Here is a 25,130-nt window from a genome sequence, read left to right on the forward strand (position 1 = left end):
TATGGTCTTTTTAAATAGTCTCGTTTCCAAAATATATTTGCTGCTCTTCTCTGTGCTTTGAGAAGTCTATGCTTTAACGAGTTACTGCCCTTTATAATTGGCGTCACGCTTTTCCAAAAAAGCTTTCGCCCCTTCTTTTTGATCTTCGGTATCAAATAAAACCTGAAAGGCTTTACGCTCCAAAGCCAACGCGGCATCTAGCGGCATATCTACGCCAAGATTGGCAACTTCTTTGATTTGTTCTAAAGCAATCGGTGCATAACCTGCTAGTTGCTCAGCAATCTCAATAGTACGTTTAATAGTCGCTTCATCTTCGACTACTTCAGAAACCAGTCCCATTTGATCCGCTGCATCAGCGCTGATCATATCGCCCGTCAATATCAGCTTCATGGCTTTATGTTTGCCGAGCACGCGAAACAATCGCTGTGTGCCGCCAGCTCCTGGCATTAAGCCGATTTTGATTTCTGGTTGGCCAAACTTGGCAGACTTGCCTGCGACAATAATGTCAGCGTGCATAGCAAGCTCACAGCCGCCACCAAGTGCATAGCCATTGACCGCCGCAATAATCGGCTTGCGGCAATTGTTTATAGCATCCCAATACTGCTCGCTACGACGTAGATAGATATCGACCGTTTTTGCCGTTAAAAAATCGTTGATATCAGCACCAGCCGCAAACACTTTATCGCCACCAGTCAGTACGATAGCCTTGGTTTGTGGATCATCGTTTAATTGAATAAAAATACTTGCCATTTTTTCGCGTAGTTCAGCATTTAAAGCATTGCGAACTTTGGGACGGTTGAGTGTTATCAGACTTACGCCATTCTCTAACGTTTCACAAATAATGATTTGCTCTTCCATGATGCTGTCCTTTAAATAATGTCGTTAGGCAAAATACCGCAATTTTTAAAATATACTAATAATTATAAAAATTAATACCGCATAGCGATATTTAAGACCAATATATACTGTTTATTTCACTTTGTGAAGTATAAAATTTGGACGAATTTAAGAAAATATAGTTTATAAGTAAATAAAGCAATTATTTTGAACCGCATTGCGGTTATTTAAACCAAAAGTATTGTAATTTAATAAACTATCAATTATGCTATTTGTTCAAGGCAGTCTAAAGCCGCTATCAAACTATGCCTCAATAGGGAAAATCATATGATTAGAGATAAGGAAGTCCTCGACCACATCGTACAAACGGTCCGTCAATTTGTGAACAATCAGCTGATTCCAAAAGAAGATTGGGTAGCAGAGAACGATCGCCTGCCAGAAGACATTATTAGTCAAATGCGTGAATTAGGGTTATTTGGTCTTACTATCCCTGAAGCTTACGGTGGACTTGGCCTGACTATGGAAGAAGAAGTTATCGTAGCGTTTGAGATGGGTCGTACCTCCCCTGCATTTCGCTCACTAATAGGGACCAATAACGGTATCGGTTCTTCAGGTTTGGTCATTGATGGCACCGAAGAACAAAAACAAAAATACCTACCTAGGCTTGCCAGCGGTGAGATTATCGGCTCATTTTGTTTGACCGAACCAGAAGCAGGCTCAGATGCTGCATCTTTGAGAACCACGGCTGTTAAAGATGGTGATACTTACGTGCTCAACGGTACTAAGCGCTATATTACCAATGCTCCTGAAGCCGGTATATTTACTGTGATGGCGCGTACTGATCCACAAAACAAACGTGCTAGTGGCATCTCAGCATTTATCGTTGAGAGCGACACTCCAGGTATTACGCTAGGTAAAATCGATAAAAAAATGGGCCAAAAAGGCGCTCATACTTGTGATGTTATCTTTGATAATTGTGTTGTACCTGCTGATGCGTTGATTGGTGGCGTTGAAGGTGTTGGTTTTAAGACCGCGATGAAGGTTCTTGATAAGGGCCGTTTACATATTGCGGCAGCAAGTACTGGAGCCGCAGCTCGAATGCTAGACGATGCCCTGCGTTATGCCGTTGATCGTAAGCAGTTTGGTCAACCAATTGCTAATTTTCAGCTGATTCAAGCGATGCTTGCCGACTCAAAAGCTGAGATTTATGCGGCTAAATCTATGGTACTAGATGCCTCACGTCTGCGCGATGAAGGCAAGGATGTCGTGACTGAATCCTCTTGCGCCAAGATGTTTGCCACCGAGATGTGTGGCCGCGTAGCTGATAGAGCGGTACAAATCCATGGCGGCGCCGGCTATATCGCTGATTATGGCATTGAGCGTTTTTATCGCGACGTACGCTTGTATCGCTTATACGAAGGTACCACGCAGATTCAGCAAATTATCATTGCGCGTAACATGATCAAAGAAGCCAGCGAATAATTGTCTTTTACTTGGCTGTCTTTGACTATTAAAAACTATTTGGTTTATTAAATCGTATCAAGGTATTTGCTAGGACGCAGATACCTAATTAATGCCACTATCCCTATCAAGTTTCTTTCTCACAACAATAAGGACATTTATTGTGAAAAGTCCAGCTATAACATCCCCTTTAAGTACTACTCAAAAACAACCTTGGAAACTGGCCTTCTTTTTTTGTTTTCTAGTTTTATTATGCGATGGAGCCGATATCGGTATTCTTGCCTTTACGCTCTCAAGTTTAAAACTAGAATTTGGGCTAACCAACGTTCAAGCCGGCGCTTTGGGCAGTTGGTCATTATTAGGTATGGCTATTGGCGGCTTTTTTGGCGGCTGGGCTTGTGATCGTTTTGGGCGCGTACGAGTTATTGTCATTGCTACCGCGACCTTCTCCTTACTATCAGGATTTAGTGGTTTTGTGCAAAGCTATCAGCAATTTGCAGTACTACGGTTTGTCGCCTGTTTAGGCCTAGGTAGTTTATATATTGCCACTAATACTTTGATGTCGGAGATGGTACCTACCAAACATCGTACTACGGTACTGGCACTACTGATGACCGGTTTTACTTTAGGATCATTGGTGATCACTAGTATCTCCGCCTGGATCATTCCTATCTATGGCTGGCGAACCCTATATCTGCTGACATTTCTACCTATCATTCTCTCCATAGCGATGTACCTTCTTATCCCTGAGCCGATTTCGTGGCAAGAAGCTCGTGCGCTTAAACTAAAAGGCTTGAGCACTACGATTACAAAGCGTGAAAATCCTTATAAAGCCATACTTGAAGATCCAAAACATCGTCTGACGTTTATTTTATGGACTATGAGCTCAGGGTTTTTACTATTTGGCTATTTCGGAGTCAGTAACTGGCTACCCTCCTATCTAGAAACTGAACTGGGTATTAAGTTTAAAGAGATGGCCATCTATATGGCAGGTACTTATTTGACTATGATGTTTGCTAAATTAATAGCGGGCATTGTGGCTGATAAGATTGGCCGCAAGATAGTCTTTGCTTTTGGCACTATGGGCACTGCGCTGTTTATTCCAGTACTCGTGTATATGCATACTCCCGAGAATATCGGTTGGATGATGATAGCTTTTGGATTCTTATACGGTATTCCTTATGCTGTTAACGCCACCTATTTGACGGAAAGCTTTCCTACTGCTATTCGCGGAACAGCCATTGGCGGTGCGTTCAACATTGGACGGCTTGGCTCAGTTATTGCACCTGTTGCAATCGGTTATATGGCCATGCAAAACTCTATCGGTGCAGGTTTGTTGCTTATGGCAGGGGCGTACTTCTTATGTGGCCTTATCCCGACTTTATTTATCAAAGAAAAGCAATACGATCCACAAAAGGCATAATTTTATTCAATACATATACCGCATAGCGAAATAGCTTATAATGGCTGTGTTAAGAATTTTAATGCCCCTTTGATATAGTATGATTGAAGGGGCAAACTACTATTCGCGTACCAACGTTTTTTGTTTTTTTATAAAGCTCCTTAATTAGTGTATTCTTTATAATATTTACATAAACTTAATTGAGACTAAAAAATCGTATATGACTAATAAAACCCTTGCGGATGAAAACTCTGATGATCTAGCACATGTCGAATTGTTAGAGCCGATCAGTGAAATGAGAGATAAAAACGATAGGCAGTTTGTCACTGCTTTGGCGCGTGGATTAGAATTGCTGCGTTGCTTTACCCCGCAGCGCCCTTATTTAGGCAATCAAGACTTGAGTCAGATGACAGGAATACCCAAAGGAACGATTACACGTCTTACTTATACTTTAGTCAAATTAGGATATCTAAAGCAGTCAACAAACAGCAGTAAGTACCAGCTCTCTGCTGGTGTGCTCGGTTTTGGATATACGATGATGGCAAACATCTCTATCAACAACTTAGTCACCCCCTACATGGAAGAGTTGGCGAACTATGCTGATAGCGCAGTTGCGATGGCAACGCGCGATCGACTCATGATGGTATATCTAAATGTCGTACAAGGGGCTGGCACTACTACGATGCAGCGCAATGTCGGTTCATACTTACCTATTCATTTAAGCTCCATGGGACGAGCGTGCCTGGCTAGTATGGCGCCTGCTGAGCAAGAGTTTATCCTTGATGCCATTCGTAGTAAGTATAAAGACGACTGGCTAAAGATTAGGCGAGGACTGGACAAAGCATTTAAAGATTATGAAGAGTATGGATATTGTTTTTCGATTAGTGAATGGCAAAAAGACGTCAATGCTGTCGCCACTGCAATGATGCACCCTACTGAGGGCTTACTCACTTTTAATTGCGGTGCGCCAAGCTTTGTTCTAAGCCGTACCAAATTAGAAGAAGATATCGCTCCTCGTTTGTTACATATGAAAAACACCATTGAAAGCAATATCTATATAGGCTAAAGCGATTGTCAATTAACTTATACGGACATTAAAAGCTCAATCATACCACTCATGTTGCCTCACTAAGATTAGACATTTTTTAAACCTCTTTAAACCATCGAGTTTAAAGAGGTTTTTATTGCTTAAACTTTAGTGAAATATAATAAAAAACAAAGCCGAATGCTATTTCTAATAATATTCGGCTTTTTTACGATTACTTTTTTAGGCGCTGTTTTTTAGGTGCTTTTTTAGATAAATTTTAGCAGCTACTTTCTAATAACTACTTTTTAACAGCTAGAAGGAAGTACGACGATAGTTGCGGTATTTAGGTAACCAAAAATTAGCTTTTAATCGACGCTCTAAGTTTTCTGCCGTGACTGGTAAGGCAAGTTTATCTTCGACCGCTTGCAATGCCACTGCATAGGCTATCCTTTCACTGATTTCTCTAATAAATTTGATTGGAGGTAATACTGCACCTGGCGCTTTTTCATACTCTATTGAGATATCTGCAAGTGCTTGGCTTGCAGCCATTAACATATTATCGCTAATCCCCTTCGCACGTGATGCTAAAACACCTAAGCCAATACCTGGAAATATATAGCTGTTGTTACACTGTGAGACCTCAAAAGTCTGACCTTCAAAAGTTGTATGAGGGAAAGGACTACCAGTTGCAATAATTGCGCGACCTTTACTCCAGCTTGTCACCTCTTGCGGTGTTGCTTCAACACGAGACGTTGGGTTTGAAAGCGGTAAGACAATTGGATTTTCAGTATTAGCACATAACGTCTCGATCACCTTTCGTGTAAACAGACCTTTTTGCCCGCTTACGCCAAACAATACGGTTATTTTTGCTTGTTCAACCACTTGCGCTAAACCAAGCTGCTGACTGTGATCCCAGTGTTCAATATCTGACTCCTTCTGCACTAACGGTACTTGGAATTCTTGCAATTCTGTCATACCATCAGTGAGCAGGCCATAGCGATCAACCATAAATACCTGTTTGCGTGCTTGCTCTTCTGTCAACCCTTCACGTTGCATTTGACGAATAATGTGTTCGGCAATACCGCAACCTGCCGACCCTGCGCCCAAAAAGGCTATTTTTTGTTGACTAAGTTTCTGCCCCTTATTTAAACACGCTGCAATCAATGTACCGACTGAAACAGCAGCAGTGCCTTGAATATCATCATTAAAGCAACATAGCTGATCACGATATTTATTCAATAATGGTGTCGCGTTTTCTTGGGCAAAATCTTCAAATTGTAATAATACCTCTGGCCAACGGCGTTTAACCGCTTGAATGAACAAGTCTACAAATTCATTATATTCATCACCAGAAATTCTTGGGTTTCTCCAGCCCATATACATAGGATCGTCGAGCAGCTTTTGATTGTTGGTGCCAACATCTAACAAAATTGGCAGACAATAAGCTGGACTAATACCACCACAAGCCGTATACAGCGATAGTTTTCCGATTGGGATACCCATTCCACCAATCCCTTGATCACCTAAGCCCAATATACGCTCACCATCAGTGACAACGATCACTTTTACTTTTTGCTTGGTTGCATTTTGCAGCATGTCATCGATTTTATGGCGCTCAGGGTAAGAGACAAATAGACCACGTTTACGGCGATAAATCTGAGAGAATTTTTCGCAAGCTTGGCCAACTGTTGGGGTGTATATGAGCGGCATCACTTCCTCAATATGCTGCTCTATCAAATGGTGAAATAACGTCTCATTGGTATCTTGTATATTACGCAGGTAAATATGCTTGTCCATATCACTGGTAAAAGAGCTAAGTTGATGATAGGCGCGTAATGATTGCTCTTCGATCGTCTCAATGGCATGAGGCAATAGACCTGTCAGATTAAAGCTATCACGTTCCTCTGGTGAAAAAGCGCTACCTTTATTTAGTAGAGGGGTTTCTAATAATGCAGGACCTGCAAAGGGGATATATAACGGGCGTTGGTTTAGCATGATAAAGTCTTCTTATTAAAGGTATAGGATTGTACGAGATGAAATACTTAATTTTTTTAATCCATTCATTAAACAACAGAAATTGTTCGAATATATGTCTTTTATAAGCTTTCAATATTGATAATGAAGTGATTGTTTTATCGTGTTTATTTAATTAAATAAGTAGTTTGTAGACAGTTAAAAGCTGAGTTTCGCTAAAAAGTCTGTAAAGATAGACTTGGTAATCTCTTTACTCGATGAGCAGTTTATATTGTACAAAATTTAAAGCAAAATAGTCATTGTAATAATTGAGAGAAGTCTAGCACAAAGGTTATTTAAAAACACCTTGTTACAACTTACTTTTGATGCTATATTTTGAGCAGTTGATAAGTATCTACACTTTTTCAACCAAGACCTCCTAGTTTATTCTTCGTACAAATCGTTACCGCAAGAACACCATAAAAAGAACGCAGTAAGTAGTAAAGTGACCTATCACCTGCAACTCCTTTCTTTGACGTGGTTAATTTTTTAAATCTAAAAAAACACAACCCAAACTGTATGAGTCAGGAAGACTCTTGCATTACATTCGTATAAATCCTGACTATACACCTGTTGCACCCCTCTCTATATGCAATTACAAGGATGTAAATTATGTCACTACAAAACCCAATTTTTATACCTGGCCCTACCAATATCCCTGACAGACTACGCCGCGCGATGAACGTGCCGACGCAAGATCACCGTGCGCCTGATTTTTCAGACACTTTCTTGCCAGTGCTTGCTGACTGTAAAAAAGTATTTGGCACGCAAGATGGTGAAATTATTCTGTTTACGTCTAGCGGTACAGGCGGCTGGGAAGCCGCTATTAGCAACACACTCTCACCTGGTGATAAAGTTCTGATTGCCCGCTATGGTATGTTCTCCCATCGTTGGATTGATATGTGTCAGCGCCACGGCCTTGATGTGCAAGTTATCGAATGTCCTTGGGGTACGGGCGCACCTGCTGACCAATTCCAAACAATTCTGAGCGAAGACACAGCGCATGAAATAAAAGCCGTAATGGTCACGCATAATGAAACAGCGACAGGTGTCCTAAGTGACATTGGCGCCGTTCGCAAAGCCATAGATAGCAGTGACCACCCCGCTTTATTATTCGTAGATGGTGTCAGCTCAATCGCTTCTGTACCTTTTAAGATGGATGAATGGGGCGTAGACATTGCTGTCGCTGGCTCACAAAAAGGTTTTATGCTCGCAACTGGCATGGCCATATTAGGTGTCAGTCAAAAAGCTCTGAGTCATATGGATGAGGCTAAGCTACCCCGTACTTATTTTGACTTTCGCGATATGTTAAAAGCAAACGCCAATGGCGGCTTTCCTTATACGCCCCCACTAAATCTGATTTATGGTATGAGAGCAAGCCTTGATATGCTATTTGAAGAAGGCCTTGAGAATGTCTACGCGCGTCATCACCGTTTAGCCGAAGGCGTACGACAAGCAGTTAGCGCATGGGGCTTTAAGCTATGTGCAGCATCTCCTGACTTATATTCTGAAACTGTAAGCGCGATATATGTTCCTGAAGGCTTTGATAGTAACGAGCTGACCGATCATGCGTTTAATAAATACGGTATTTCTTTCGGTATCGGCTTAGGTGAGATGAATGGTAAAGCATTCAGAATAGGACATTTGGGTTCATTGACCGAAGTCATGGTACTAGCAGGGCTTGCCACTATAGAGATGGCGATGGTTGACCTAGATTATCCGATTAAACTAGGTCAAGGCGTCGCTGCTGCGCAAGAGTATTATCGCAATAACTAAATAAAGGCGATTCAACAGAAAAATAAAGGAATATTTTTTATGATCACAAACAATGATGGATTAGTGATTCCAACCCTTGAAGATATGGTAGAGGCGCATGAGCGCATTAAGCCTTATATCCACCGCACACCAGTTTTAACCTCTCATTTTTTAAATGAGATGGCAGATTGTGAGATGTTCTTTAAATGTGAGAACTTCCAAAAAGCAGGTGCTTTTAAAGTACGCGGCGCATCAAACGCGGTGTTTAGTCTGTCCGATGAAGCAGCAAAAAATGGCGTCTGTACGCATAGCTCAGGCAATCATGCCCTATCTTTATCTTATGCGGCTGGTCGGCGCGGCATACCCTGCAATGTAGTCATGCCATACACTGCGCCAGAAGCTAAAAAGGCGGCAGTACGCGGCTATGGCGGCATCATTACTGAGTGCAAGCCATCAACCACGTCACGCGAAGAAGCGTTTGCCAAGGTTCAAGCAGAAACTGGTGGCGACTTTGTCCATCCATACAACGATCCACGCGTCATCGCTGGACAAGCAACTTGCTCACGTGAGTTTTTAGAGCAAATGGAAGAGATGGGTAAAAAGCCTGACATGGTAGTCGCGCCAATCGGTGGTGGCGGCATGATTTCAGGTACTTGCTTGACGTTATCGAACCTAGCACCTGATGTCAAAATTTATGCAGCAGAGCCAGTAAACGCCGATGATGCCGCGCGCTCACTTAAAGCCGGTCACATTATCGCTGATGATGCGCCCGATACTATTGCGGACGGCTTAAAGGTACCGCTCAAAGATTTGACCTGGCATTTTGTCAGCAATTATGTGACTGATATTTTGACCGCGACTGAAGAAGAAATCGTTGAGGCCATGAAGCTGATTTGGACACATATGAAAATCGTCATTGAGCCAAGCTGTGCCGTGCCGCTCGCTGTCATCTTAAAAAACAAAGACGTTTTTGCCGGTAAAAAGGTTGGCGTCATCATTACGGGTGGTAACGTTGATCTTGATAAGTTGCCTTGGAATTAATTGTCCGTAACTAAGTAAATATAACCAATGAAAACAAATGGAGCTTGAACATGATTACTGAAGAATTAGAAGTTGGTTTTAACGTCCCTGCTGAAGTTGGTATGGATGAGGCAGATATCCAAACCCCTTGCTTGATATTAGATTTAGACGCTCTTGAGCGTAATATTAAAAAAATGGGCGACTACGCTAAAGAGCATAATATGCGTCACCGTAGCCACGGAAAAATGCACAAGTCGGTTGATGTCCAAGAGCTACAAGAAGAGCTTGGCGGCGCTGTTGGTGTTTGCTGTCAAAAGGTTTCTGAAGCGGAAGTTTTTGTACGTGGCGGTATCAAAGACATATTGGTCTCAAACCAAGTGCGCGATCCAGCCAAAATTGAGCGCTTAGCCAAATTGCCTAAAATGGGCTCAAAAATTACCGTTTGTGTCGATGATGTTGATAACGTGGCTGAGCTGTCAGCTGCTGCTGTTAAAGCAGGCACTGAGCTTAATTGCTACATCGAAATTGACTGCGGCGCTGGGCGTTGCGGTGTCACGACGACAGAAGCGGTGGTAGAGATTGCTAAAGCGATTGATGCGGCTGAAAATCTAAAATTTACTGGTATTCAAGCCTATCAAGGCGCGATGCAGCATATGGATAGCTATAGCGACCGTAAAGCTAAGACCCAAGTGGCTATCGACCAAGTACAAGAAGCCATTGATGCATTAACTGAAATCGGACTAAAACCAGAATTTATCTCTGGTGGCGGTACAGGTAGCTACTACTTTGAAAGTAATTCAGGGGTTTTTAACGAATTACAGTGTGGGTCTTACGCGTTTATGGATGCCGACTACGGTCGTATCTTAGATGAAGACGGTAACCGTATTGACGCTGGCGAATGGGAAAATGCCTTATTTATCCTAACCTCCGTCATGAGTCACGCCAAACCTGACAAAGCTATTGTTGATGCTGGCCTAAAAGCTCAATCCGTCGATAGCGGCCTACCCTTTATCTATGGTCGCGACGATGTTGAATATGTTAAGTGTTCAGACGAGCATGGCGTCGTAAGCGATCCAAATGGCGTGCTTAAAATTAATGAAAAACTAAAACTGGTACCAGGTCATTGTGATCCTACTTGTAACGTTCATGATTTTTATGTTGGTGTGCGTAACGGTAAAGTTGAAACCGTATGGCCAGTCTCTGCACGCGGTAAAATGTACTAAGACCTATCAGCTAAATTAATAATATTTTATCAGCTTAGTTTAAAGGGGCTGTTGTCGCTATAGCCTGCCACGGCCCCTTTTGTTTAAGGAATTTATAATAAAAAGGATTTTATGATGAGTGAAGCAAATAGTGTTAATAGCGACGAAGGTTTATTAATCGTATCAGAAGACGCTTGTAAATCCGTGATTGATCGCGCTTCTGCCTTTACCGCAGTTGAAAATGTTTTTGCATCAATGTCACGAGGTGATGCGTATAACTTCCCTGTTATCCGTGAAGCGATTGGCTATGCTGATGCGTTATATGGCTTCAAATCAGGTTTTGACCGTGCTGGTAAATCCCTAGGTTTAAAATCAGGTGGCTATTGGCCAGGCAATGCCGCTAAAGGCTTGACCAATCATCAGTCAACGATTTTCTTATTCAATCCAAATAATGGTAAATTACGTGCGCTCGTCGGTGGTAACTACCTAACTGCGGTACGTACTGCAGCAGCATCGGCAGTATCAATCGCCCATCTGGCCCGCAAAGACAGCAAAGTGCTTGGTATGGTTGGCGCTGGTCATCAGTCTACTTTTCAGCTGCGCGCGGCTCTTGAACAACGTAACTTTGAAAAAGTAGTCGCTTGGAACAACAATAAAGATCGTCTTAAAAACCTACAAACAGTCGCTGAAGAATTAGGCGTACCGTTTGAGTCTGTTGAGCGCGAGCAGTTATGTAGCGAGGCCGACGTGATCATTACCATTACTTCAGCGTTTGAGCCGCTGCTTATGAAAGAGTGGATCAAACCCGGTACACATATCGCTTGCATGGGTACTGATACTGTCGGAAAACAAGAAGTTGATGTCAACTTGCTAGCCGCTGCTACTGTCTTTACTGATGAAATCGCGCAATCGATTAGCCTTGGTGAAGCTCAGCATGCTATTAAGTCTGGTGCTATTAAAGAAAGTGATATCACCACGCTTGGGGACGTTATTAACGGTGAGCATGCAGGTCGAAGCTCAGATGATGAGATTACTTTGTTTGATGGTACTGGTGTTGGCCTACAAGATTTAGCAGTTGCCTCTGCTGCTGCTAAGCTTGCACTTGAAAAAGGCGAAGCGCAACAAGTCTCGTTATAACCAGAAAACTAACCCCTGTATTGATAACCGCCAAATAATTAGCTTATCTGGCGGTTTTAATAATGCTCATATGAGATTAAATCAGTTCTTTGAGTTGATACTTATCCATTATGAGTTAAAAATGGCGATCTAAATTGATAAAAGTCAATGGGAGGTAGTTTTAATACACTTCCAAAGCTAAAATAGGCTGCCCGTATTCAACACTTTGCCCATCCTCAACTAAGATATCGCTCACGACACCTTCTTTGTCACTGACCACAGGTAGCAATCGAGTCAACTCCTCAATAAAGCAAATCGTTTGACCCTTTTTGACATAGTCACCCTTGCTAACCAAAGGATCTACTGCTCCGTCTTCACTTAAATAAACCCGGCCAACATGCGTCGCGCACACCTTCGTTAAAGTATTATCTACGACTCCAAAATTGTGAGCTGCACTATTTTTATACGCACTATTTTGAACAGTCTTTGTCTTTACGGGGCTGACAATCTCTTGCTGATTTACATTGTTAACCACTGTGATTGACTGCCCATTATCTTCAATCGTTACTTTATAAAGTTGGCTGCTTTCAACGAGTGCGACAACTCGCGCCACTTGTTCTATATCCATCATAAACTCCTTAACTGATACCAAGATATTGAGCAATAGTCATCACGCTTAAGATACTCATCGCAATGGCAATTAACCAACCAAAGGCCGCGATCCAAAGAGGGTGTTTATAATTGCCGACGATATTTTTTCTATAAGCGGCAATAAGTATAATGACCATAGCGATCGGTAATACTAAGCCATTCAACGTTCCCACTAGTACAAGTACTTGAGCTGGCTTGCCGATGGTGGCAAATACAAGGGTCGAGATGACAATGAAACCAATGATAAAATAGCGTTTATGCGTCTCGATGAATGGATGAAAGTTGGTCATAAAAGAAACGGAGGTATAGGCGGCGCCAATCACTGAGGTCACTGAGGCGGCCCAAATGACGATACCAAAGATAATCTTACCGACATTCCCAAGAATATACTGAAAAGGAGACATCGCTGGGTTTGCTGGATCTAATGCCATACCTTTAGAAACCACGCCTAGCACAGCAAGGAATAAAAAGACGCGAATAACAGAGGCAATCAAAATACCAGAGACCGAGCTTCTGGTCACCGAGCCTAGGTTTTCTTGTCCGCTTACGCCTGCTTCTAACAAGCGATGCGCCCCAGAAAAAGTAATATAACCACCAACCGTTCCGCCTACTAAGGTTACAATCGCAACCGCATCTATCTTATCAGGCATGATGGTTTTGGTAACTGCGTCTGCTAATGGCGGGTCAGATTTGAATACCACATAGATAATTAAGATGATTAGAATAAAGCCCATGAGCTGGGCGAATTTATCCATGATAGGCCCAGTTTCTCTACCCAAAAATATAGCCACAGCGATAACGCCACTGATCAGCGCACCAGTAATGGGAGAGATATTGAACACCGACTGCATACCCAAACCAGCGCCGCCAATATTACCGATATTAAACGCCAAGCCACCGGCTATGATTAGGAAAGCGAGCAAATAGCCCACTCCTGGAAATACTAGATTAGCGATTTCTTGCGCGCGCTTTTTGGATACCGCTACTACTCGCCAAACGTTAAGCTGGACGCCAATATCCATAATAATAGAGATTAAAATAACAAAACCGAAACTCGCCATCAGGCTTTCGGTAAAAGTAGCAGTTTGAGTCAAAAACCCTGGCCCTACTGCTGAGGTTGCCATTAAAAAAGCAGCGCCTAAGATGGCGGTATTGCGTTTTTTTAAGGTACTCATAAACATCCTTGTTGTATACAGAGTAGGTTATTCAAGCTATTATTAAGCCGATATCTTAATACCTTTTAGTTCTAACTGCTTCTTTATTTCTTTTGCAAAAAGAATGGCATGTTCGCCGTCGCCATGTAAGCAGATGCTTTGGGCATCTACTGGCACCTTGTCACCGCATACACTGGTAACAGAACCTTCAGTAATCATTTGCATGACATGGTTGGTCGCTTCATCCGTGTCAGTTATTAGGGCATTGTCTTTGCTACGCGAGACGAGCGTGCCATCTTTTTCATAGTTTCTATCAGCGAATACTTCAGATATCGCCTCTAGACCGTGGTTCTTTGCTGACTTGACTAGATAGCCACCTGATAGACCCATCACTTTGAGATTGGAATCAAAATTCTTAATTTCACTGACTAGAATATCGGCTAACGATTCATTGGCAGCCGCTTGGTTGTATAAAGCGCCATGCGGTTTGACATACTCTAACGTCACGCCAACCAAGTCACAAAGCGCTTTGGTTGCACCCAATTGATACCTCAACAAGGCACGGTAGCCCTCCTCACTCAAAACTTGATCGCTGCGGCCAAAGTTCTCTCTATCATCAAAACTTGGATGAGCCCCTACCCTGACATTATTTTTCTTTGCCAACTGTAAGGTCTTTAGCATCTCGGCATAGGAGCCAGCATGTAAGCCGCAACATACGTTAGCCGAACTTACTATGGTCATCAGCTTCTCATCTTGTCCGCAGCCTTCGGCAACGTCTGCATTTAAATCAACTTTCATGGGCGTACTCCTTAATTTGCTCGATATAGTGTTGTCTTTTTTGCTGCTCACGCAATGCTGTCTCTACCTCTACGACGACAAATTGACAAGTTTTACCAAACCGAATTTGCGCCATTAGCCCTATATCAGCGTTAATCACCGTTGCAATCTTAGGATAGCCACCCGTCGTTTGGGCATCAGCCATCAACACAATCGGCTGCCCTTGCGGCGGTACTTGAATCATACCGATATCGACACCGTGCGAGCTCATTTGCATGGATTCATTAAACTCAAGTGGCATGCCATCCAAACGATAGCCCATACGGTTGCTACTACTCTGTAGTTGCCATTGCTGTGATTCAAACGCTGCTTTTGAGGCAGAGGTAAAATACTCGTACTCACTGTTTTTTATTACTCTAATCGTATTGGTCGGCTCAAGGCGAGCCACCCCTATAACGGGTAAGCTTGAGGATGTTCTCACTTTTAGAACATCATCTGCTTTAAGGTATCTACCTTTAAAACCACTAAAACCAGCTTTTAGATTGGTGCTGGACGATTGCAGGACAGGCTCGATATCAAAGCCGCCGTGTACACACAGATAGGTATACATACCTTGCAATGGGCGCAGCAGTTTGAGCGTCTGCCCCGCCTGTGCATTAATACGCCAATAGCAAGGAATGCGCTTATCATCTATATATGCCTCGTAAAGCGCACCCGTTAAGCAAAAACTCACGTCTTCTTCAAACTGTATTGTGAGACTACCGACCGCTATTTCGATAGCAGGCTCGTTAAGGTCGTTCTTTAACAACGCATTTCCCGCTTGCAAAGCCCAGCTGTCCATCACCCCGCTTCTATCTACGCCCATACTTCGGTAGCCAAATCGTCCCGAGTCTTGGATGCTAGCAAGCGCACTAGTGGTTAAAATCTTCATTGATAGCACCTATCTATTTGTATTAGCAGATATCTGATTTAAAGATGTTTTATTCATAAATATCAATAGCGGTAAATTTCAGAGTATCGCCTGCGTTAAGCAAAGCATGCGACGCTTTTGTTAAATCAAATAAAGGTATATCAGTTTGGCCTAATAGCTGCCAACCACCTGGGGATTCAAAGGGATAGACACCGGTTTGTTCACCACCGATGCCTACTGAGCCTGCAGGCACTTTCGTTCTGGGGGTCGAATGTCTTGGAAAATATAAGGCTTCAGATAAGCCGCCAAGATAAGGAAATCCGGGCTGAAAACCAATAAAATAAACCGTATAAGTCGCCTTGGTATGTAAATCGACAACCGCTTCAACGGAGAGGCCCAATTCAGTGGCCAACGCTTTTAAATCAGGGCCATATTTGCCGCCATAATGTACGGGGATTTCAATATGCTTACCGTTTATGGTTTTTGAAGGAATATCATCAAGCAGAGCTGATAGTCTATCTTTAAACACTTTAAGCTCGGCCCATGTTAAAGATGCGGTAAAGACACTTAGCGTATTCATGCCGATGACGACTTCTAAGACTTCTGGCATCTGCTGTATGCTATCGGCGAGCGCCCAGCATTGCTGCTGTTTTTCTAACGTTATAGGTTTAGGGAAAAACAAAGTTAGATTGGTCTCACTGCATAGTTGCCATTGTAATTCCATTAGCACACGCTCCGTTATCTTCGTCTTTCTTTCAGGCTTCATATCTGTTTTTTAAACATGAAAACTTAGTTTATATATTTTCTTTTATCCAGTCGGTCAGATAATGAATACTTACTTGACCCTGACAAAACGCTTCATCTTTAAACAGCCGCTCGTGCAGGCTGATATTGGTATCAATACCTGTAATTTGCGCTTCTGATAAGGCTGCTTGCATCTTCTTAATCGCCGCTTCCCTTGACTGATCATACACGCATATTTTCGCTATCAAACTGTCATAAGAGGGCGGAACGGTATAGTTTGACTCGATATGACTATCAACTCGAATACCAAGTCCTGCGGGCATATGACAGTAGTCTATACGTCCAGCATTGGGCAAAAAGGTATCAGGATTTTCAGCGTTAATACGGCACTCAAAAGCGTGTCCAGTGATAACGATATCGCTTTGTTTATGCGCAAGCTCTAACCCTGCGGCTACTCGTATTTGTTCTTGGACGATATCGACTCCAGTGACCATCTCGGTAATAGGATGCTCAACCTGAATACGAGTATTCATCTCGATAAAAAAGAACTCACCGTTTTCATATAAAAACTCAAACGTGCCCGCCCCTCTATAATCCATTTGCTGGCAGGCAGTCGCGCAAGCTTGACCTATCCGCTGTCTTTGTTCATCAGTAATACCTGGGGCTGGCGCTTCCTCTATTACTTTTTGGTGGCGGCGCTGCATAGAGCAATCGCGCTCACCTAGATAGATAGCATTGCCGTGGGTATCAGACAGCACTTGGATTTCGATATGGCGCGGCGCTTGTAGGTATTTTTCAAGATAAACGATAGCACTACCGAAATTGGCTTTAGCTTCTGTCTGCGTCATAGAAATAGCAGGTAGTAAATCGGCCTCTTGTTCCACAACTCGCATACCGCGGCCACCGCCGCCACTAGCAGCTTTAATAATAACAGGATAGCCAACATCACTTGCAATCTTGATTATCTGAGCGCTATCTGCAGGCAAAGCACCTTCGGAACCCGGCACACAAGGCACACTTGCGGCAATCATCTGCTTTTTGGCAGCGACCTTGTCTCCCATTTGTCTGATGTTGTCTGCAGTTGGCCCGATAAAAACGAGACCAGACTTTTCAATCAAATCCGCAAATTCTGCGTTTTCGGACAAAAACCCATAGCCTGGATGAATGGCGTCGGCGTTAGTCATTTTTGCCGCAGAAACAATCGCTCTTTGATTTAAGTAGCTGTGTGCCGCATTAGCAGGGCCAATACATATTTTCTCATCAGCGAGGCGGACTGGTAGCGAGTCTCTATCCGCCTCCGAATGGGCTATGACTGACCCGATACCCAACTGTTTACAAGCTCGCACAATGCGTAAGGCAATCTCGCCACGGTTGGCAATTAAGATTTTTGAGAACATGTCGGTCTTCCTAAGCTGGTCTTCATAAAAATACAGTGCGTAAGTAAGATGAGCCAATATTAGCTGGCTGGTTCAATCACAAACAACGGTTGTCCGTATTCTACGACATCACCTTCATCTACTAATACGTCTGTAATAGTACAAGCAAAATCAGCTTTGACCTCATGCATCATTTTCATAGCCTCAATAATACATAGCGTCTGCCCTTTATCTACCTTATCTCCTACTTTAACGAACTCGTCAGCAGTAGGTTCTGAGCGTGAATAGAAGGTGCCCAACATAGGCGCTGTTACTTGGTTTTGATCATCTTCACCTGCCTCTTTTTTATTAAAGCTTGCATCGCTGTTATCAACAGCGTCTTGATTACTCTCAGAGCTTGTCATCGTTCGCTGTGTTGTGCCAGCGGTACTAGCAAGATTGCGCTTGTTGTCGTTGTTATCACTATTATATTTGTTGTCATCAGATCGACATACTATAGAGATGCGCGCGTCACCATCAGTCACTTCTAGAGAGTTTATGTTCGAGCGCTCAGCTATCTGTATCAGCTTTTCAAGATCAGGGAAGTTAATGTTCATATGACTAGCTATTCCATTAGAGTGCAAAAAAAAACGATTAGTTTATTTGGTACATTGAATAATTACGTTTAAACGTAGCACAACTGCTGTACTCAATCGTAGCAGTTATGTGTCCCAGGTTTTTGGGTTCATCATGATAATTAGCGTGGTACAAGGTTTATAAGTGTTTATATAACGAAAAGGCCTTTAATACTATAGTAGACATAGCATTAAAGACCTTTTTTTTAGGTATAAACTAGTATTTATAGACTACTCTAACGCCTCACACGGCAAGCCTACATAGTTTTCTGCAATGGTTGTCTTGCCTGCTTCTGAGTTAATAAAATAGTCAAACTCAGCCTGCTGCACACGAAAGTCAAAACGACCCGCACTTTGGAAGCGATGCAATAGCATGGTCATCCACCACGAAAAACGCACTGCTTTCCAGACTCGTGCCAAACATATTTCTTGATAGCGTGGAATCAAATCAGTACGCCCTTCTTGGTAAATTTTTGCAAATAGACGAAAAGCAGTCTCTACATCGCTGGCCGCAAGGTTTAAGCCTTTGGCCCCAGTCGGCGGTACGATGTGCGCGGCATCCCCTAACAAAAACACTTTGCCATATTGCATCGTCTCACATACATAAGAGCGTAGTGGCGCGATACTCATCTCCAATGCTGGGCCTGTGACTAAGCGCTCAGCCATTTCTGGTGGAATACGGCGCTTTAACTCATCCCAGAATTTTTCTTCATTCCAGTTTTCAACTTTATCCGTATCAGGCACTTGGATGTAATAACGACTTCTGGTCGGGGAACGCATTGAACATAGTGCAAAGCCGCGCTCATGGGCACAATAGACCAGCTCATCATTGACTGGCGGCGTATCACTCATCAAACCTAACCAGCCAAATGGATAGGTTTTTTCATACTCTTCTATCTTATGAGCAGGAATAGATTTGCGCGAAACTCCATGAAAGCCATCACACCCAGCAATATAATCGCAGTCCAAACGAAGTGATTGGCCATTATGTTGGTAGGTTACATAAGGGCTGTCTGACTCAATATCATGTAGCTTAACATTATCCGCTTGATAGACTGTGATAGCGCCTGCTTTTTCGCGTTCCTCCATCAAATCGCGAGTGACTTCTGTCTGACCGTACACGATCACATGCTTGCCACCGCTATATTTTTCGAGGTCTAACTGGTAGTGCTCACCTTGAAAACTAAAGTCTGTATGAGTATGAATTAAGCCCTCTTTGTCCATACGTGTGCCAGCACCCGCTTCACGAATGAGGTCTGCCGTGCCTTGCTCTAACACACCCGCACGAATACGTCCCAATACATACTCACCTGATTGACGTTCTAAGATGATATTGTCGATACCAGCTTTGGTCAATAACTGTCCAAGTAACAAACCAGATGGACCTGCACCAATGATGGCAACTTGAGTTTTGGTCGTTACTTGTGCAGTTGAAGCTGCCTGAGTGTTAGTCATAAAATCCCTCTTTATATTTAGTAAAGTCCATTTAAACTTGTTTGTCATTTATCATATGACGCACTTGTCACTCATCATATTAAAAGTCAAAAAAGACCGTTTCATCGTCACCTTGCAAGCGTATGTCAAACCGATAACGAGGTTTTTCATTGTTCGACTCTTTCACCGCTATCAGCGTTTTGCGGCGTACAGGCGACGGGACTCTATTTAAGATTGGGCAATTTTCATTAGCCGCCTCTTCGTCATCAAAGTACGCTCTGGTTTGCAAATGAAGATTAATACCGCGTGCGAAGATGGCAATATTGATATGAGGCGCCATTGATTTACCATCAAAATCTACTTGCCCAGGTTTAATCGTCTTAAAATAAAAGTCACCATCCATCGCACAGGCACTACGACCGAAACCGCTAAATGGCTTTTTATTATCAAAATCAGCAACATAGTTACCGTGGCTATCAGCTTGCCAAATCTCAATTAAGGCGTCATGTACTAAGTCACCATTGCCGTCATAGACAGAGCCGACCAGCTCGATATGCTCACCTTCGGCATTTTCTTTTGCCAAATCTTGCCAGATTTCATCTGATCTTGACTCAAAGCCTGCAATCTCTAACGCTAAACCGATATGGACAAAAGGCCCAGCCGTTTGTGAAGCTGTTTCACGCAGTAAACCCGTTTCATCTTGTAATTTGTATTGGCTATACATGTTTTACTCCTCAAAATAGGTCTGTAATGCGCCGCGAACGACCACATCGAAACGGTACGCTAGGTAGTCCATCGGTTTGCTCATAGCCATGTCCAAACGTGCAATCATCGTTTCAACCGCTTCTGGATCTTTTAATACCTGCACGATTGGACACAGCGGAACCAATGGATCACCTTCAAAGTACATTTGAGTAATTAAGCGAGTCGAAATCGATGGTCCCATGACTGAAACGTGAATATGCGCAGGGCGCCAAGTGTTAATACCATTTGGCCAAGGATAAGGACCGGGTCGCACGGTACGAAAACGATAACGGCCTTCAGCATCTGTCATACAACGACCGACCCCACCAAAGTTTGGATCAAGAGGCGCAAGGTAGCTGTCTTTTTTATGGCGATAACGGCCTCCAGCATTGGCTTGCCACATCTCAACCAAAGTATGGGGAACTGGTTTGCCAAACTGATCAATCACACGGCCATGTACCACAATGCGCTCACCAATAGGCAGGCCTGCTTGCGAGCCTTCTGTGCGAAAATTCATCAACAAATCATTGTCATGTTGTCCCATGTCTAAGTTATGAAAGACAGGACCACTGCGCTCTGAGGGGCTGGCATTTTGAATACTGACTAATGCTTGACGCGGAGAACGAGAAACTGAGGTTTTATAACCTGGTGTATACTGTGCAGGTTGCCATGCACGGTCACGCGCGACAAAATAAGGATAGTTTTGACTCATTAGGAGTATCTCCATTTTTATAAAAGGCTTAGAGCATTGAATATTTTAATATTAAGATATTGCATCACCCCAGCCATTTTCCTTGGCTAAAGAAAACGCATGATTGGCCGCCGGCACACCAGCATAGATAGACACATGCATCAGCACTTGACGCAGCTGAGCTTCGTTGATACCCAGACGCTGCGCGGTACGTAAATGCAATCCCAATTCACCATCGCGCCCAAGCGCTGCTAATATAGCGGTCGTAATCATACTGCGCTGATGGAAAGTCAAACTGGGATCCCCCCATAGCTCGCCCCACGCATTACGAGTAATAAACTGCTGGAACGGACTGTCTAACGTGGTCGCGTTTTTAGACGCCCTTTCGACATGAGCATCACCAAGTATACGCTTACGCTGTACAAGCCCTTGCTCATAGCTGACACCTGTTTGGCCGACGGTCGCACGAGCAGTATTGGTTTGAATATAGTCGACTAGCTCACTTGGTGCCTCAACTGATGGTACATGTCCTACCCCTGCAAATACAGTTAAGTGGGCATCAGAAAAAGCCGACTGCAATGCTTCTAGAGTAGCAGGAGGGGTAGACACATCCTCCGATCCAGCAAGTAAGGCAACACTTTTGGTATAGCTTGCTAGTTTGTCGCGGTTATCGACTTGGGCCAATGCTTCACAAAGCTTGGCATAGCTCTCATCATCGCTGCGTGACAATTGTACTTGCCAGCCCTGTAATGTCTCAGGGTATTGGTTGGCATAGCTTGGAGCGAACCAACGTGACACGATACCTTCAGCCATCTCAGCCAAGCCTAAATGACGGACATTTTTGGCACGCTCGGCCCAAGCTTCTTTGGTACCGATGACAGCTCCAGTGTTGGTTAGCCACACTTGCTCTAAACGTTCAGGCGCTATCTGACATAAGCTTTGACCGATGACACCGCCAATTGATGTACCGATAAAACTAAAGCTCTCAATCTCTAGCATATCAGCTAAGGCAAGTACATCATAAGCCAGCATTTTGGCAGAGACATCATCTGCTGCGACCCCACTACTACCGTGCCCTGGTAAGTCCCAACGAATACAGCGATAGTGTCCATGTAATTGGTCACATATCTTATCCCAGACATCACGACTCATCCCAAGTGGATGCGCCATAAACAATGCTGGTAGATAAGCCTCGCCACTATCTTGATAAGCGACAAGGTGTACGTCGGTTGCAAAAAATGCCATGCTTGTTCTCCTACGCGTAAAACGTTCAAAAAGCGATTATTTATTCCAGTCTGGATCCAATCTATCCATCAAGCGATAGTAAGCGGGCCATTCAGGCAATCTCACTGCAGCACCAGCTTGAGCGTCACCGCCTTCAAATTGCTCCCTTGTTTTTTTCATCGCATCGTCGCTTACTTCAATCATCTCTCCTCCTGACGCCATGGCTTTTAGCTGCACTTGACAGCCTTGAATGATTTGATACATTCTCATAAAGGCCCAAGATACGTCAGGGCCAGTCGTGATAACCCCATGATTGTTTAGCATCAAAGTGTGATTGGTCGGTCCAAGTGAAGCTATGAGTCGTTGTTGTTCGCTTTCATCTAATACAATACCTTCAAAGTCATGATAGCCAATGCGATCGTAGAACATAAACGCTTCTTGATATAAAGGAATAAATCCGCACTTTAATGCGCTTACCGCTTGGATATCAGTATTGTGAGTATGCATGACGCAGTGTACATCTGGCCTACCTTTATGAAGCGCAGTATGAATCACATTGCCTGCTTGATTGATAGGATAAGGTGAGTCATCGACCTTATTTCCATTAAAGTCGATTTTGACTAAGTTTGACGGTTTTATTTCACTATATAAGAGCCCAAAAGCATTGATGAGCAAATGCTCAGTACCAGGGATCCTATAAGAGATATGATTGTAGACTTGAGTCGTCCAGCCATAGTAATCAACCATTCTATAGCACAGCGCCAAGTCGACTCGAGCCTGCCACTCAACGTCACTATAGCCTGGCGGGGTTACTGTCGTTGCAAAAATATCTTCCATAATACAATCCTATTACTATAATTCTATTATACTGGTCTCTCGCCCATGACAATCGCACGATACATCTCACGTCTATAACCATCATAGTCGTTAAACGCTTGATGTAAGCAAATCCTGTTATCCCACATAATAACCGTGTTGTTTTCCCATCTTAATCGGCAAGTAAAAGACTCTTGAGTGGCAAAGCTCGATAAAAAATCAAGCAAAGGACGCGCTTCATCGTCCGTCATGCCTTCTATCCCGCAAGCATAAATCTTATCAACATACAGTGACTTCTCGCCTGACACGGGATGGGTTCTGACCATTGGATGATAAAAACCTTCTAGCATCTGCTGGGCATTTAAATCCAGCTCAATATTACCAATAGCGCCTACTTTGCCTGACTCTTGAGATTGCTTTTCTGATTGCATATTGGCAAGGACGTTTTTACCACTCATCCATACTTTTAGCGGCGCTATCATCTCTTGCATCGCTGGACTTAGGGAGTTATATGCCAACACAGCGTTAGCGAACATCGTATCGCCACCATACGGCGGTATATCTACCCCATAATTAATGGCAATAGAAGGCGGGCACTCTAAAAAAGCTGAATCGACATGCCAACCACTGCCAAACACGCTTTTGGTAGTTACACTTGCCTCTTTAATAAGCGGTTGAATATTTGGATGACCAGGAACACCAGTAGTATAGGCATCTGTCCCAAACTCACCAAGTTGAAGAATCAGATTTTCATGATCAGTAAAAGATATTTCCTGATCTCTAAAAAAGACCATTTTGTGCCTATAAAGGGCATCTTCGATTTCAGCCATGGCATCGTCACTGACATCGCTTAAATCTACACCTCTAATCTCTGCGCCCATAGCAGAAGCTAAAGGATGGGCAGTAATATGCTGATAATCTTTTGCACTATTATCAAAAAGTCCTGTGGGGTGAACACTATTAACCATTTTTAATCCCTTAAAAATTATTAAAATTGAGTTTTACTACATCAACTAAAAAACAAAGACATGCTTTAACTATAATATTGACGTTCAATAACGAAGACTATGACCGTCAAACCTTACAAGCAGCGCTAACTGCTTTGACTTTTTCGTAAACACCATGCGCATCTAAACCTAAAGCGCTAACATCACTAAGATATTTTTGTGTGCCCTCTATCAAAGGACCTCTCCAGTCAGGATCATTAAGTGGGTCAGGTATATCGACCATAATATCTCCTTTTGCACGCGCCTCTTCCATAAACTTGGCATCTTCTCTATCCGTCATCTTGCCAGCGATGTCTGCCATTACTCGTCCTGAATTGTCATCGATAATCTTTTGCAGATCGGCAGGTAAAGCTTCATACTTATCTTTATTCATCGTCACTAATAGCGCTGAATTGTAAAAAGGAATATTGGTATGAGCATTGGCTAATTCTGTGATTCTAAAGTCGCCGGTGGGCTGCCAAGGAAAGCTTAGCCCATCAATAACGCCTCGCTGCAATGAGGTATAAATATCAGGAGCAGGCAAACCAACAGGAGAGCCGCCAGTAGCTTCAATAATATCCCCTGCAATCGCTGAAGGACGACGTATACGCATGCCTTTCATATCTTCTGGTACGCGAATAGCCTTATCAACGGTATGCAAAGCTGCTGGGCCAGCACCCATCAAAAACAATAGATGCGTGTCTTCATATTCGCTAGCGATAGTGCCATCATCATACAGAGTTTGTAGCATACAGCTCATCTGTACAGCTGAATTAGACAGACCTGGTAATTCTGCTATTTGAGTCAATGGAAAACGCCCAGCAGTATATCCGTGAGCTTGTGCGCCGATATCAATAGTGCCCTTGGCAGCAGAGTCATAGGTTACATCGGGCTTACTTAGGGTCGCAGAAGGATAGATTTCAACTTTTAATTGCCCATTTGACTCTGTCTCAAGGTTTTTGGCCCATGGCTCAAATACCTCAGTCTGCATGGCAGAAGTTGCTGGCCAAAAATGTGAAAACCTTAAAACTGTCGTATCCGCTGCAGAAGATTCCACACCGGCCGCTTGTTCATTGTCGCCAAATTGGGAACAAGCTGATATTCCTAGTGCTAACGTCATAAGTAACGACATCGCGCTCATTTTAGTTTTGATAGACATCCTTATCTCATCCTTGT

At 43.3% G+C, this 25,130-nt stretch carries 23 protein-coding genes; 7 read left to right on the top strand and 16 right to left on the bottom strand.

The features are described 5' to 3' along the window. Positions 1-81 precede the first annotated feature (81 nt). Positions 82-858, bottom strand: a complete 777-nt coding sequence (locus Q0895_RS01165) for an enoyl-CoA hydratase (protein ID WP_299184872.1) — start codon at positions 856-858, stop codon at positions 82-84. Between the two features lie 306 nt (positions 859-1,164). On the opposite strand from Q0895_RS01165, the gene Q0895_RS01170 reads away from it, so the two are divergent. The 3 genes from Q0895_RS01170 to Q0895_RS01180 all read left to right on the top strand — a co-directional run bounded on the left by Q0895_RS01170 (position 1,165) and on the right by Q0895_RS01180 (position 4,766). Next, the gene (locus Q0895_RS01170) at positions 1,165-2,319 is read left to right on the top strand and encodes an acyl-CoA dehydrogenase family protein (RefSeq protein WP_299184874.1); all 1,155 of its coding nucleotides are present in this window, start codon (positions 1,165-1,167) and stop codon (positions 2,317-2,319) included. Between the two features lie 142 nt (positions 2,320-2,461). After that, positions 2,462-3,721, top strand: a complete 1,260-nt coding sequence (locus tag Q0895_RS01175; protein ID WP_299184876.1) for an MFS transporter — start codon at positions 2,462-2,464, stop codon at positions 3,719-3,721. A gap of 199 nt (positions 3,722-3,920) precedes the next feature. After that, a complete protein-coding gene (locus tag Q0895_RS01180) occupies positions 3,921-4,766 on the top strand; it encodes an IclR family transcriptional regulator (protein ID WP_299184878.1) in 846 nt (281 codons plus the stop codon). Positions 4,767-5,039: 273 nt separating this feature from the next. Here Q0895_RS01180 and Q0895_RS01185 read toward each other — a convergent pair whose 3' ends face one another. Further along, positions 5,040-6,722, bottom strand: coding sequence for an NAD-dependent malic enzyme (locus tag Q0895_RS01185; RefSeq protein ID WP_299184881.1), 1,683 nt, complete (start codon positions 6,720-6,722; stop codon positions 5,040-5,042). Positions 6,723-7,352: 630 nt separating this feature from the next. On the opposite strand from Q0895_RS01185, the gene bhcA reads away from it, so the two are divergent. The 4 genes from bhcA to bhcD all read left to right on the top strand — a co-directional run bounded on the left by bhcA (position 7,353) and on the right by bhcD (position 11,854). Then, positions 7,353-8,516: an L-aspartate--glyoxylate aminotransferase BhcA gene (gene bhcA / locus Q0895_RS01190; protein WP_299184883.1), complete on the top strand. Its 1,164-nt coding sequence runs from the start codon at positions 7,353-7,355 to the stop codon at positions 8,514-8,516. Positions 8,517-8,555: 39 nt separating this feature from the next. Further along, positions 8,556-9,536 (top strand): beta-hydroxyaspartate dehydratase BhcB, encoded by a 981-nt coding sequence (gene bhcB / locus Q0895_RS01195; RefSeq protein ID WP_299184885.1) that lies wholly within the window; start codon positions 8,556-8,558, stop codon positions 9,534-9,536. A gap of 50 nt (positions 9,537-9,586) precedes the next feature. Then, complete coding sequence (gene bhcC / locus Q0895_RS01200; protein ID WP_299184887.1) at positions 9,587-10,738, top strand: 3-hydroxy-D-aspartate aldolase BhcC; 1,152 nt, start codon at positions 9,587-9,589, stop codon at positions 10,736-10,738. Between the two features lie 114 nt (positions 10,739-10,852). Next, positions 10,853-11,854, top strand: coding sequence for an iminosuccinate reductase BhcD (bhcD, locus tag Q0895_RS01205; RefSeq protein ID WP_299184889.1), 1,002 nt, complete (start codon positions 10,853-10,855; stop codon positions 11,852-11,854). Between the two features lie 160 nt (positions 11,855-12,014). Here the strand turns inward: bhcD and Q0895_RS01210 are convergent, their stop codons facing one another. The 14 genes from Q0895_RS01210 to Q0895_RS01275 form a co-directional block, all read right to left on the bottom strand. Beyond that, a complete protein-coding gene (locus Q0895_RS01210) occupies positions 12,015-12,464 on the bottom strand; it encodes a biotin/lipoyl-containing protein (RefSeq protein WP_299184890.1) in 450 nt (149 codons plus the stop codon). A 7-nt stretch (positions 12,465-12,471) separates the two neighbouring features. Beyond that, a complete protein-coding gene (locus Q0895_RS01215; RefSeq protein WP_299184892.1) occupies positions 12,472-13,659 on the bottom strand; it encodes an NRAMP family divalent metal transporter in 1,188 nt (395 codons plus the stop codon). Between the two features lie 42 nt (positions 13,660-13,701). Then, complete coding sequence (gene pxpA / locus Q0895_RS01220) at positions 13,702-14,436, bottom strand: 5-oxoprolinase subunit PxpA (protein WP_299184893.1); 735 nt, start codon at positions 14,434-14,436, stop codon at positions 13,702-13,704. After that, positions 14,426-15,346, bottom strand: a complete 921-nt coding sequence (locus Q0895_RS01225; protein ID WP_299184894.1) for a biotin-dependent carboxyltransferase family protein — start codon at positions 15,344-15,346, stop codon at positions 14,426-14,428. Before Q0895_RS01225 ends, pxpA begins: the two co-directional genes overlap by 11 nt. Positions 15,347-15,395: 49 nt before the next feature. Then, entirely contained in the window at positions 15,396-16,049 is a 654-nt protein-coding gene (gene pxpB, locus Q0895_RS01230; protein WP_299184895.1) for a 5-oxoprolinase subunit PxpB, read from the bottom strand. Positions 16,050-16,119: 70 nt separating this feature from the next. Then, positions 16,120-17,466 (bottom strand): acetyl-CoA carboxylase biotin carboxylase subunit, encoded by a 1,347-nt coding sequence (accC, locus tag Q0895_RS01235; RefSeq protein ID WP_299184896.1) that lies wholly within the window; start codon positions 17,464-17,466, stop codon positions 16,120-16,122. Positions 17,467-17,525: 59 nt separating this feature from the next. Then, positions 17,526-18,041: an acetyl-CoA carboxylase biotin carboxyl carrier protein gene (accB, locus tag Q0895_RS01240; protein WP_299184898.1), complete on the bottom strand. Its 516-nt coding sequence runs from the start codon at positions 18,039-18,041 to the stop codon at positions 17,526-17,528. Between the two features lie 249 nt (positions 18,042-18,290). Then, positions 18,291-19,514, bottom strand: a complete 1,224-nt coding sequence (pobA, locus tag Q0895_RS01245) for a 4-hydroxybenzoate 3-monooxygenase (RefSeq protein WP_299184901.1) — start codon at positions 19,512-19,514, stop codon at positions 18,291-18,293. A gap of 79 nt (positions 19,515-19,593) precedes the next feature. Then, entirely contained in the window at positions 19,594-20,217 is a 624-nt protein-coding gene (gene pcaG, locus Q0895_RS01250) for a protocatechuate 3,4-dioxygenase subunit alpha (RefSeq protein ID WP_299184903.1), read from the bottom strand. Between the two features lie 3 nt (positions 20,218-20,220). Beyond that, positions 20,221-20,949, bottom strand: coding sequence for a protocatechuate 3,4-dioxygenase subunit beta (pcaH, locus tag Q0895_RS01255; RefSeq protein ID WP_299184904.1), 729 nt, complete (start codon positions 20,947-20,949; stop codon positions 20,221-20,223). Between the two features lie 51 nt (positions 20,950-21,000). Then, positions 21,001-22,173, bottom strand: a complete 1,173-nt coding sequence (locus Q0895_RS01260; protein WP_299184906.1) for an alpha/beta fold hydrolase — start codon at positions 22,171-22,173, stop codon at positions 21,001-21,003. A 36-nt stretch (positions 22,174-22,209) separates the two neighbouring features. After that, positions 22,210-22,989: a class II aldolase/adducin family protein gene (locus Q0895_RS01265; protein ID WP_299184908.1), complete on the bottom strand. Its 780-nt coding sequence runs from the start codon at positions 22,987-22,989 to the stop codon at positions 22,210-22,212. A 26-nt stretch (positions 22,990-23,015) separates the two neighbouring features. Continuing rightward, the gene (locus tag Q0895_RS01270; RefSeq protein ID WP_299184910.1) at positions 23,016-23,936 is read right to left on the bottom strand and encodes a TauD/TfdA family dioxygenase; all 921 of its coding nucleotides are present in this window, start codon (positions 23,934-23,936) and stop codon (positions 23,016-23,018) included. Between the two features lie 106 nt (positions 23,937-24,042). Beyond that, the gene (locus Q0895_RS01275; RefSeq protein ID WP_299184911.1) at positions 24,043-25,113 is read right to left on the bottom strand and encodes a TRAP transporter substrate-binding protein; all 1,071 of its coding nucleotides are present in this window, start codon (positions 25,111-25,113) and stop codon (positions 24,043-24,045) included. Positions 25,114-25,130 lie beyond the last annotated feature (17 nt).

This window comes from uncultured Psychrobacter sp., from assembly GCF_947495825.1.
GTDB lineage: Bacteria > Pseudomonadota > Gammaproteobacteria > Pseudomonadales > Moraxellaceae > Psychrobacter.